The organism is Pseudomonas sp. GW823-FHT02F05, from assembly GCF_058797315.1.
The window spans coordinates 145,561-157,292 of sequence record NZ_JBXAJM010000003.1; the positions used below are offsets into that span (position 1 = coordinate 145,561).

The 11,732-nt window shown below is 61.3% G+C and carries 9 protein-coding genes; 5 read left to right on the forward strand and 4 right to left on the reverse strand.

Annotated features, from left to right (window positions below):
* Positions 1-130: 130 nt before the first annotated feature.
* From mfd to AC1RAC_RS05790, 3 genes are read left to right on the forward strand one after another with little or no spacing between them, the layout of a single operon-like run.
* The gene (gene mfd / locus AC1RAC_RS05780) at positions 131-3,580 is read left to right on the forward strand and encodes a transcription-repair coupling factor (protein ID WP_057975694.1); all 3,450 of its coding nucleotides are present in this window, start codon (positions 131-133) and stop codon (positions 3,578-3,580) included.
* Positions 3,581-3,590: 10 nt separating this feature from the next.
* Positions 3,591-4,157: a CsiV family protein gene (locus tag AC1RAC_RS05785; RefSeq protein WP_492616380.1), complete on the forward strand. Its 567-nt coding sequence runs from the start codon at positions 3,591-3,593 to the stop codon at positions 4,155-4,157.
* A 9-nt stretch (positions 4,158-4,166) separates the two neighbouring features.
* Entirely contained in the window at positions 4,167-6,857 is a 2,691-nt protein-coding gene (locus tag AC1RAC_RS05790; protein WP_492616381.1) for a DEAD/DEAH box helicase, read from the forward strand.
* A gap of 101 nt (positions 6,858-6,958) precedes the next feature.
* Here AC1RAC_RS05790 and nagZ read toward each other — a convergent pair whose 3' ends face one another.
* Together nagZ and AC1RAC_RS05800 are read right to left on the reverse strand one after the other, a co-directional pair.
* Entirely contained in the window at positions 6,959-7,969 is a 1,011-nt protein-coding gene (nagZ, locus tag AC1RAC_RS05795; RefSeq protein WP_492616382.1) for a beta-N-acetylhexosaminidase, read from the reverse strand.
* Between the two features lie 135 nt (positions 7,970-8,104).
* Positions 8,105-8,812 carry a TetR/AcrR family transcriptional regulator gene (locus tag AC1RAC_RS05800; RefSeq protein ID WP_034126647.1) on the reverse strand — a complete coding sequence of 236 codons (708 nt, stop codon included), beginning with the start codon at positions 8,810-8,812 and terminating at the stop codon, positions 8,105-8,107.
* A 263-nt stretch (positions 8,813-9,075) separates the two neighbouring features.
* Here AC1RAC_RS05800 and lexA point away from each other — a divergent pair, with 263 nt between their 5' ends.
* Together lexA and sulA are read left to right on the forward strand one after the other, a co-directional pair.
* The gene (lexA, locus tag AC1RAC_RS05805) at positions 9,076-9,684 is read left to right on the forward strand and encodes a transcriptional repressor LexA (protein ID WP_003172575.1); all 609 of its coding nucleotides are present in this window, start codon (positions 9,076-9,078) and stop codon (positions 9,682-9,684) included.
* Positions 9,685-9,694: 10 nt separating this feature from the next.
* Entirely contained in the window at positions 9,695-10,168 is a 474-nt protein-coding gene (sulA, locus tag AC1RAC_RS05810) for an SOS-induced cell division inhibitor SulA (protein ID WP_005786162.1), read from the forward strand.
* A gap of 37 nt (positions 10,169-10,205) precedes the next feature.
* Here sulA and AC1RAC_RS05815 read toward each other — a convergent pair whose 3' ends face one another.
* Together AC1RAC_RS05815 and AC1RAC_RS05820 are read right to left on the reverse strand one after the other, a co-directional pair.
* Positions 10,206-10,439, reverse strand: coding sequence for a hypothetical protein (locus AC1RAC_RS05815; RefSeq protein ID WP_003189656.1), 234 nt, complete (start codon positions 10,437-10,439; stop codon positions 10,206-10,208).
* A gap of 722 nt (positions 10,440-11,161) precedes the next feature.
* Positions 11,162-11,683, reverse strand: coding sequence for a DUF6586 family protein (locus AC1RAC_RS05820; RefSeq protein ID WP_054898792.1), 522 nt, complete (start codon positions 11,681-11,683; stop codon positions 11,162-11,164).
* Between the last annotated feature and the right edge of the window lie 49 nt (positions 11,684-11,732).

Here is an 11,732-nt window from a genome sequence, read left to right on the forward strand (position 1 = left end):
AACCCGCCATTGTTTGTCTTAGCCACTACATTTCCTGCAAACCGTAATAGGCACAGTCAGCAACTGACAGGCGGCACCTGGGGCCGTTACAATTACCGACTTTGTCGCAACGCTTGGAGCTCAACCTTCCGTGCCCGTTCTGCGTCTACCGTTACTCCCTGCCGCGGCAGGTAAACAGCACTGGGGCAACCTGCCCGGTGCCGCCCTGAGCCTGGCCATAGCCGAGGCTGCCAGCGCAGCCAAGCGCTTTACCCTGCTGCTCACCGCCGACAGCCAAAGTGCCGAACGGTTGGAGCAGGAGCTGAGCTTCTTCGCCCCGGATTTGCCGGTGCTGCATTTTCCCGACTGGGAAACCCTGCCCTACGACCTGTTCTCGCCGCACCAGGACATCATCTCCCAGCGCATCGCCAGCCTGTACCGCTTGCCCGAACTGGCCCACGGCGTGCTGGTGGTGCCGATCACCACCGCCCTGCACCGCCTGGCACCGACCAAGTTCCTGCTCGGCAGCAGCCTGGTGCTGGACGTGGGCCAGAAGCTCGACGTCGAGCAGATGCGCACGCGCCTGGAAGCCAGCGGCTACCGCTGCGTCGACACGGTGTACGAGCACGGTGAGTTCGCGGTGCGCGGCGCTTTGATCGACCTGTTCCCGATGGGCAGCAAGTTGCCGTACCGCATCGACCTGTTCGATGACGAGATCGAGACGCTGCGCACCTTCGATCCGGAGAACCAGCGTTCCATCGACAAGGTCGACTCGATCAAGCTGCTGCCGGCGCGGGAATTCCCGTTGCAAAAAGACGCGGTAACACGCTTCAAGGCGCGCTTTCGTGAGCGCTTCGATGTGGACTTCCGTCGCTGCCCGATCTTCCAGGACTTGAGCAGCGGGATTACACCTGCCGGTATCGAGTACTACCTGCCGTTGTTCTTCGACGAAACCTCCACCCTCTTCGACTACCTGCCGCAGGACACCCAGGTGTTCTCCCTGCCGGGTATCGAACAGGCGGCGGAAAACTTCTGGAACGATGTGCGCAACCGCTACGAAGAACGCCGCGTCGATCCATCACGGCCTTTACTGCCGCCCGCTGAACTGTTCCTGCCAGTTGAAGACTGCTTCGCGCGCCTGAAAAACTGGCCGCGTGTGGTCGCCAGCCAGCAGGACGTGGACGCCGGCAGCGGCCGCGAGCGTTTCCCGGCGAGCGCGTTGCCCGATCTGGCGATCCAGGCCAAAGCCACGCAACCGCTGGAGGCGCTGTCTAACTTCCTCGGTGACTTCCCGGGCCGCGTGCTGTTTACCGCCGAATCCGCCGGGCGTCGCGAAGTGCTGCTGGAGCTGTTGGAACGCCTGAAGCTGCGGCCAAAAACCGTCGACAGCTGGCCGGATTTTGTCGCCAGCAAAGAACGCCTGGCAATCACCATCGCGCCGCTGGACGAAGGGCTGCAGCTGGATGACCCGGCGCTGGCCTTGATCGCCGAAAGCCCGCTGTTCGGCCAGCGCGTGATGCAGCGCAGGCGCCGGGAAAAACGCGCCGATGCCAACAACGACGCGGTGATCAAGAACCTCACCGAGCTGCGCGAAGGCGCGCCGGTGGTGCATATCGACCACGGTGTAGGCCGCTACCTGGGCTTGCAGACTCTGGAGATCGACAACCAGGCCGCCGAATTCCTCACCATGGAATACGCCGAGGGCGCCAAGCTCTACGTGCCGGTGGCCAACCTGCACCTGATCGCCCGCTACACCGGCAGCGACGACGCCTTGGCGCCGTTGCACCGCCTGGGCTCCGAGACCTGGCAGAAAGCCAAGCGCAAGGCCGCCGAACAGGTGCGCGACGTGGCCGCCGAACTGCTCGACATCTATGCCCGCCGTGCTGCCCGCGAAGGTTATGCCTTCGCCGACCCGAAAGCCGACTACGCCACTTTCAGCGCCGGCTTCGCCTTCGAAGAAACCCCGGACCAGCAAACCACCATCGAAGCGGTGCGCGCCGACATGCTCGCGCCCAAGCCGATGGACCGCCTGGTGTGTGGCGACGTGGGCTTCGGCAAGACCGAAGTGGCGATGCGCGCTGCCTTTATTGCGGTGCACGGCGGTCGCCAGGTGGCGATCCTGGTGCCAACCACCCTGCTTGCCCAGCAGCACTACAACAGCTTCCGCGACCGCTTTGCCGACTGGCCGGTGACCGTGGAGGTGATGAGCCGCTTCAAGTCCGCCAAGGAAGTGAATGCCGCCGTCGCCGATCTGGCCGAGGGCAAAATCGACATCGTCATCGGTACTCACAAGCTGCTGTCGGACGATGTGAAGATCAAGAACCTGGGCCTGGTGATCATCGACGAAGAACACCGCTTTGGTGTGCGCCAGAAAGAACAGCTCAAGGCCCTGCGCAGTGAAGTCGATATCCTCACCCTCACCGCCACGCCAATTCCGCGCACGCTGAACATGGCGGTGTCGGGCATGCGCGACCTGTCGATCATCGCCACGCCACCGGCGCGTCGCCTGTCGGTGCGCACCTTCGTGATGGAGCAGAACAAGAGCACGGTCAAGGAAGCCCTGCTGCGCGAACTGCTGCGCGGCGGCCAGGTGTATTACCTGCACAACGATGTGAAAACCATCGAGAAATGCGCCGCCGACCTCGCCGAACTGGTACCTGAGGCCCGTATCGCCATCGGCCACGGGCAGATGCGCGAGCGCGAACTCGAACAGGTGATGAGCGACTTCTACCACAAGCGCTTCAACGTGCTGATCGCCTCGACCATCATTGAGACCGGCATCGACGTGCCGAGCGCCAACACGATCATCATCGAGCGTGCCGACAAGTTCGGCCTGGCGCAGCTGCACCAATTGCGCGGTCGCGTCGGGCGCAGTCACCACCAGGCCTATGCCTACCTGCTCACACCGCCGCGCCAGCAGATCACTTCCGATGCGGAAAAACGCCTGGAAGCGATCGCCAATACCCAGGACCTCGGGGCCGGCTTTGTATTGGCCACCAATGACCTGGAAATCCGGGGTGCCGGTGAATTGCTCGGCGACGGCCAGAGCGGGCAGATCCAGGCGGTGGGTTTCACGCTGTATATGGAGATGCTTGAACGCGCGGTAAAAGCCATCCGCAAAGGCGAACAACCTAACCTCGACCAACCCTTGGGCGGCGGCCCGGAGATCAACCTGCGCTTGCCGGCGTTGATTCCCGAAGACTACCTGCCGGATGTGCATGCACGGTTGATCCTGTACAAGCGCATTGCCTCGGCGGCCGACGAAGAAGGCCTCAAGGACTTGCAGGTAGAGATGATCGACCGTTTCGGCCTGTTGCCGGAACCGACCAAGAACCTGGTGCGCCTGACCCTGCTCAAGTTGCAGGCCGAGCAGTTGGGCATCAAGAAAGTCGACGCCGGGCCGCAAGGCGGGCGTATCGAATTCGAAGCGCAGACACCGGTCGACCCGTTGGTGCTGATCAAGCTGATCCAGGGCCAGCCCAACCGCTACAAGTTCGAAGGGGCTACGCTGTTCAAGTTCATGGTGCCGATGGAACGTGCCGAAGAACGCTTCAACACCTTGGAGGCGCTGTTTGAACGCCTCATTCCGAAATCCGTTTAAGGACGCCCCCATGCGCGTGTTCCGCATTTTGAGCCTGTTGTTGGTGGTACTCGCACCTTCGGCCTTTGCCGACAGCCTGTATCAGGTGGAAATGATCCTGGTGCGCCAGAATGCAGAACCGGTGATCAGTAGCCGCGCCGCGCCGGAAAACTGGGATGCCGGAGCGCCGCGCCTGGGTGAGCGGATGAGCCCGCCGCGCCTGGGCAATATCGTCGACAAGCTGCGCGCCGACACCAACTACACGGTGCTCGCCCACAAGGCCTGGGAACAGAAGCTGGGCGAGCAAGCGGTGAAGGTGGCGATCACCGACGGTCAGGAGCAGTTCGGCCAGTTCCCTATCGAAGGGGTGTTGAGCCTGCAACTGGGGCGCTTTACCGATATCGACGCGGATTTCTGGATCAACCAGTTCGACGACAACGGCAGCGTGATCACCAGCGAACACTTGAGCCAGAAAGACGTGCGCACCAAGAACAACCAGCTCAACTACCTGGACGGCGGCCACCTGGCGCTGCTGATCAAGATCACCTCGCTGACCGCCAAGCCACCCAGCGCACCACCGCCCGACCTTCAGGACTGATTGCGCGCCATGCCCCTGACGTCGTCGTTGACCAAACCCCTGGCCCCTTCGTGGGCCAATCGCTTCAAAGAGCAAAGCCTCGAACGCGGGCGGCGCTACGCCCTGGAGAACCGCGTGCGCATCGTCGAATGCGGCGACAGCACCATCACCGCCAGTTGCGAAGGCTCGGGCGGTAATGTTTACCGCCAGACCATCTCACTGCGCGAATCGGCCAAGGGCCTGCTGATCCTGGTGGACAGCCGCTGCACGTGCCCGGTGCACACCAACTGCAAACACATCGCGGCGGTGCTGCTCAAGGTTCAGGAAACCCTGGCCTACCCGGCAGCGGCCCAGGATGCGCAACTGCTGGAAAAACTCCAGGCCGTGCTCGATAACCGCGTTGTCCTGCCGCAGGTGGTGATGGACGAAGTGCAGCCGGTGCCACGCCTGTGGCTGGCCAGCGTGGAATTCAGCGCGTTCGAGCCGCGCAACGGCAAGATGCAGCGCTATATCCAGCACCGTGCGGCGCTGTCGTTCAACTACCTGGGCAACTATGTCAGCGGGCAAAAAAATGCCGACATCATTGTGCGCCAGGAGACGCAGAGCCTGCGGATCAAGCGCCAACCCGAGCAAGAGCAGGCCTATCGCGAACACCTGCGCCTGCTTGGCTTCAAGATCGCCACGCGCCAGAGCAAGGCCCTGCCGGAAAGTGCCGGCGAGCTGTTCGAGATGGTCAATGACAGTGCCTGGCTGAACTTCACCCTCAATGTGTCGCCGACCTTGCGTGCCGAGGGCTGGGAACTGCAGATCGATGAAGACTTCGGCTTTGACCTGAGCCCCGTCGATGACTGGTATGCCACAGTCGATGAAGGGCCGGAACGCGATTGGTTCGATCTGGAGCTGGGCATCATCGTCAACGGCGAACGCTTGAGCCTGCTGCCGATCCTGCTGAACCTGATGCGCTCTCATACCGAGATCCTCAACCCGGAGAAACTGGCGCGGCGCCGCGATGAAGAGCTGATCCTGGTGAACATCCCCGGCCTGCCCAACGGCCACGGCCCGCTGCAAGTGGCGCTGCCCTACGGCCGCTTGAAGCCGGTGCTGGCAACCCTCGGCGAGTTTTACCTGCAGGAAGCCGGCACCACCGCGCTGCGCTTGGCCAGGGCCGACGCCATACGCCTCAACCCGCTGGAAGACCTGCCTCTGCAATGGGAAGGCGGCGAGAAGATCCGCAACTTCGCCCAGCGTCTGCGCGATATCAAGGATTTCACCTGCGTGGCGCCCGAAGGTCTGAATGCGACCTTGCGCCCCTACCAGCTGGAAGGTCTGAGCTGGATGCAGTCGCTGCGCCAACTGGAGGTGGGTGGGATACTCGCGGATGACATGGGCCTGGGCAAAACCTTGCAGACCCTGGCGCACATCCTCACCGAAAAAAACGCAGGGCGCCTTGATCGGCCGTGCATGGTCGTGATGCCTACCAGCCTGATTCCGAATTGGCTCGATGAGGCTGCGCACTTCACCCCGCAGCTGAGAGTGCAGGCACTTTATGGCGCAGGACGTAAGAAACATTTCGCCAACCTGAATGACTACGACCTGCTGCTGACCACCTACGCCCTGCTGCCCAAGGACATTGAACAGCTCGCCGCTCTGCCCCTGCACGTCTTGATCCTGGATGAAGCGCAGTACATCAAGAACCCGTCCAGCAAGGCGGCCCAGGCCGCACGCGAGCTGAATGCCCGCCAGCGCCTGTGCCTGAGCGGCACGCCTTTGGAAAACCACTTGGGCGAGCTGTGGTCGCTGTTCCACTTCCTGTTGCCGGGTTGGCTGGGCGACGTGAAGAGCTTCAACCGTGATTACCGCGTGCCGATTGAAAAACGTGCCAGCGAGGTGCGATTGCAGCACCTCAACGGTCGGATCAAACCCTTCCTGCTACGCCGCACCAAGGAACAAGTGGCAACCGAACTGCCACCCAAGACCGAAATCATCCACTGGGTCGACCTCAACGAGGCCCAGCGCGACGTGTACGAAACCATGCGCCTGGCCATGGATAAAAAGGTCCGCGACGAGATCACCCGCAAGGGCGTGGCCCGCAGCCAGATCATCATCCTCGAAGCCCTGCTCAAACTGCGCCAGGTGTGCTGCGACTTGCGCCTGGTCAACGACGCCACCCTGCCCGCCCGTGGTAGCAGCTCGGGCAAGCTCGACAGCCTGATGGACATGCTCGACGAGCTGTTTGCCGAAGGCCGCCGGATCCTGCTGTTCTCACAGTTCACCTCGATGCTGAGCCTGATCGAGGCCGAACTGAAAAAGCGCGGCATTGCCTACGCCCTGCTGACCGGCCAGACCCGGGATCGACGTACACCGGTGAAGGATTTCCAGAGCGGTAAGTTGCAGATCTTTTTAATCAGCCTGAAGGCCGGCGGCGTCGGCTTGAACCTGACCGAAGCCGACACGGTTATCCACTATGACCCCTGGTGGAACCCGGCCACGGAAAACCAGGCCACCGACCGTGCATACCGCATCGGGCAGGAAAAGCCGGTGTTCGTGTACAAGATGATTGCCCGGGGCACGGTGGAGGAGAAAATCCAGCATTTGCAGAAGGAGAAGTCCGATCTGGCTGCGGGCGTGCTGGATGGGCGAACGACGGGGGATTGGCAGTTGGGCAATGACGAGATTGAAGCGTTGTTTGCGCCGTTGCCCAATAAGCAAGAGAAGCGCTGACTGTTAGGCCGCCTTCGCGAGCAAGCCAGCTCCCACACCTGAATGTATTCACAAATCAAAATGTGGGAGCTGGCTTGCCTGCGATGGCCGCGCTTCGGTTTTCAGTCGATCAACTGCGCATCACGCAACGCAGTAAGCGCTGTCAGCCAACGCGGATCCTGTTTGTAATCAGTCGACGCAACCGCCTGCCCACGCATACGCGCAATCCGCGCCGATGGCGTGACCTTCATCCGCTGTGCTGCACTGAGCGCCAGCTCGGCCGCCGCACGGTCATTGCACACCAAGCCCATGTCACAACCAGCGGTCAGCGCCGCTTCGATCCGACTGCCCGCATCGCCGACCACATGGGCGCCGGCCATGGACAGGTCATCGCTGAAGATCACCCCGTCAAACTGCAACTCACCGCGCAGGATGTCCTGCAACCAGCGACGCGAAAAACCAGCAGGCTGGGCATCGACCTGCGGGTAGATGACGTGCGCCGGCATCACGGCGGCTAATTGCTTGCTCAGGCGTGCGAAAGGCACCAGGTCGTTGGCGCGAATCTGCTCCAGGCTGCGCTCGTCATTGGGAATGGCGACGTGGGAATCGGCCTCGGCCCAACCATGGCCAGGGAAGTGCTTGCCGGTGGCGGCCATGCCGGCGCTGTTCATGCCACGGATAAAGGCACCCGCGAGCACGGCAGCGCGCTCGGGGTCGCCTTCGAAAGCACGGGTACCGACCACGGCGCTGCGTTGGTAGTCGAGGTCCAGCACGGGGGCAAAACTCAGGTCCAGGCCCACCGCCAGCACCTCGGTGGCCATGATCCAGCCGCACTGCTCAGCCAGGTATTCAGCGTTGGGGTTATCCGCCAGCGCACGCATGGCCGGCAGGCGCACGAAGCCTTGGCGCAGACGCTGTACGCGGCCGCCTTCCTGATCCACAGCCAGCAGCAGGTCCGGGCGCACTGCGCGAATGGCTGCGCTCAATTCGCGAACCTGACGCGGGTGCTCGATATTGCGCGCAAAAATGATCAGGCCGCCCACTTCCGGTTGGCGCAACAGATGACGATCCTCGGCCGTGAGCCAGGTACCGGCGACGTCGACCATCAAAGAACCTTGCAGGGCAGCAGTCATAAACCTTCCTTAAATAACGCACACAACCCGTGGTCCCTACCAGGCAGGGCAAGGACGACGGGTTGTGAATAAATAGCTGAAATCGGCATGGCGGCTAGCTTAGCGGATGCAAGCGACCGCGCCCACCCGCAGCGATCAAACCTTGGCGGCGACCGGTACGGTTTTACTGCGCGGGCGCAACTGGGCGGTGGCCATGGCCGGGTCGGTGACGCCGGTTTCGGCGCGCATGCCAGCGGCAAGGAACGGCACCATCAGGCGCATGACTTGCTCGATGGACGTGTTCACACCGAAATCGGTCTCGGCAATTGCCCGCAACGCCTTGATACCCGACATGCTGAAAGCTGCGGCACCGAGCATGAAATGCACACGCCAGAACAGTTCGATAGGCGGAATACGCGGCGCCGCTTCGTTGACCAGCAGCATATAGCGGCGGAACACCTTGCCGTACATGTCTTCCAGATAACGGCGCAAGTGGCCCTGGCTCTGGCTGAACGCCAGGCCAAGCAGGCGCATGAAGATCGATAAATCGTTGCCGCTACGGGGCTGCACGACCAACGCTTGCTCCACGAGGATTTCCAGCAGCTCTTCCAGGCTGGGCTTGTGATCGGCCTTGGCCTGGCGGCGTTCCAGCTCACGGTCGAGGCTTGCGCAGAACGGGCCCAGAAAGCGTGAGAACACCGCCTGGATCAGAGCCTTTTTCGAGCCGAAGTGGTAATTCACGGCGGCCAGGTTGACCCCAGCCTTGCTGGTGATCAGACGCAATGAAGTTTCAGCAAATCCTTTTTCCGCGAACAATTGCTCGGCAGCATCGAGAATGCGTTCAACGGTTTCCGACTGGGCCATGGCTACTCCGCCTGACAAACACTTGTTTGAAACATACGTTTCAGAGTGTGTCTTGTCAAGCCTGCGGGTCCGCTTTGCGGCTGGTCGGTCATCTGTTTCACCGCTATTTAATCATATCCTCGCAGCTCTGTAGGCAGCGCCGCTTCTGCTCTGTAGGACGGCTGACGGATGACCGTCCAGCGGAGCCGCCAAAAAGGATGATTGCCAAGCGCAGTTCACTGTATATAATCCCAGTCACTGTATAAAAAGACAGAGCGATCAACATGCTAAAACTGACGCCACGCCAAGCTGAGATTCTGGCTTTTATCAAGCGCTGCCTTGATGACAATGGTTACCCGCCTACCCGTGCGGAGATTGCCCTGGAATTGGGGTTCAAGTCCCCGAACGCCGCCGAGGAACACCTCAAGGCACTCGCTCGCAAAGGTGCGATCGAGATGACCCCCGGTGCTTCGCGGGGTATTCGCATCCCTGGCTTCGAAGCCAAGGCAGACGAGTCGACATTGCCGATCATCGGTCGCGTCGCCGCAGGTGCGCCGATCCTGGCGCAGCAGCACGTCGAGGAATCCTGCAACATCAACCCGACCTTCTTCCATCCGCGTGCCGACTACCTGTTGCGTGTGCACGGCATGAGCATGAAGGACGTGGGCATCTTCGACGGTGACCTGCTGGCCGTGCATACCACCCGCGAAGCCCGCAATGGCCAGATCGTCGTTGCCCGTATCGGCGACGAAGTCACGGTCAAACGCTTCAAGCGCGAAGGCAGCAAGGTCTGGCTCCTGGCCGAAAACCCTGAGTTTGCCCCGATCGAAGTCAACCTGAAAGACCAGGACCTGGTGATCGAAGGCTTGAGTGTCGGCGTCATTCGCCGTTAAAGGAGGCATCATGCAGCTCGTGCACACCCCACAACACACACAACTGTCGCTGTTCGAGGCCTTCATGGCCCAGCCCCTTGCGCCAATCCTCAAGGAAACGGTCGAAGCCCCCTGGGGCGGCGAACCTGAGGCGTTCAGTGAATTGTCGTTGCGCGGTGCGGCTGAGAGCTGCCTGAACCTGCTGGCACCTATCCTGCGCGAATTGAGCGAAGATCAGGACGCCCGCTGGCTGACATTGATCGCCCCGCCCGCCAGCCTCACCCAGGCCTGGCTGCGGGACGCCGGACTCAACCGCGAGCGTATCCTGTTGCTGCAACCACGCGGCGCACAAAGCGCCCAGCAACTAACTTGCGAAGCCTTGCGCCTGGGCCGTAGCCATACGGTGGTGAGCTGGTTGAACCCACTGAATGCCAGCGCCAAGCAGCAACTTATCAGCGCTGCGCGCACGGGTGATGCACAGAGTTTGAATATTCGATTGGGGTAATGATGGGCGCGCCACAGAAGCAGCCTTCACGAAGGACTCAGTGAAGAACGCGCGGCCCTTCTTCTTTCTCCGGCTCGCCTTCGGCAAGGCGACCTGCCATCTGCACACCCACGCTCAACATGGCTTTAGCCACTTCGACGTGCTGGCCTTGCAGGAAGACTTTGGCGTCTTCGGAGAAATCCAGAATAACCAGAGAACCCTCGTCCTCCGCCCGGCGCAGTTCGATTCGGCCGTCAGGCAGTTCAACAATTTCCAGAAAGGACGTTGGCATAAAAGTCTGTTCTCCACGAAAGGCCTGGGATTATATCAGTCATCCACCCAGCCTCGCAGGAGATATGGACAGGTTTGTTGACGGCTTGATGAATGGTGCCCTGGCAAAACGCTAATCAATGTGGGAGCTGGCTTGCCTGCGATGGCGGTGGGTCAGTTATCTCAGGGCTTTTCTGACTCGCCTCTATCTCAGCATGGGCATCACAGAACTTTGCAAGCTGTAGCAGCCAACGGTAACCACGATGCGAAGCGAGCCGCTCTTGATCTTGATCTGCTTGTGATCTTGATCTGGCTTTAGACGCCCCGTTAAACCACGCTGGCCGTACGCAGGCTTGAATTCGTGGGTAACCCGGCAGGACGCCGGGTTAGCCGCCCCGCGCCATGGATGGCGCGTGGCGGCGGCCCACGGATTCAAGGCTGTGTTCGGGCACACCGAGCCTAAGCGAGGTGCCGAGTGGTGGGGCAAGAGCGCTTTGGTTACTTTCGCGCTTTTCGAAAGTGACCCCACGTCAGGCGGAACCCTAAGTGGCCGTTACCGCAGGAATGGATATGTACTCGGTATAACAGGGTCGCCTGTCAGGCCGCCATCGCAGGCAAGCCAGCTCCCACATTTGGATCCTAGGGCGTCAGGTAGATAAGCGTCGGCCGTCCGGCCGTCGCGGGAGCAAGCTCCATCGCCACAGGTTCAGCGTCGCTGCGCAGCCAGCCCCCTCATTTACTCCTTCAACACTCGTTGAGCCCTTCACGAAAGCGCAGCGCCATCTTCTTCAACTCCTGGCGCCAGCCTTCCAACTCTTCGCGGCTCAAAGGCTTGGGCTCATCCTGTTCCAAGGCCACGGCGACGATCAGCGGCTGGGTGACATCCCCCTTGGGCACATGGGGAATACGCGGCGGCTGAAACATATCCGCATGTGCTTTGAGCAGCCGCGCCACCCAACTGTCGGGGCTCTGGGCCATTTCCACCAGTTCGGCCAACTCGGGGATCGCCATGGCGTCCAGCACTTCACGATTCATGATCATTTCTGCACGCGGCGCACCGGCCTGGGGTAGGCGGTAGAACCCGGCGATTTCATGGCACAGCCCCAGCAAGGCACCGTACAGGTGGAACAACGCCGCTTCGCGCCCCGCCTGTACCAGCGCGATGGCGTTCATCTCTTTCCCTTCCTCGGCACGGCCAAGGGCCTCCAGGGATAAACCCGCGAAGTAAATTTTCTGATTGGTACGGGTATAGAGTTCGTTGGCCATGACGGCAATCTCCACAACGAATAGGCGTGATGCTGACTGCGTAGGAGCG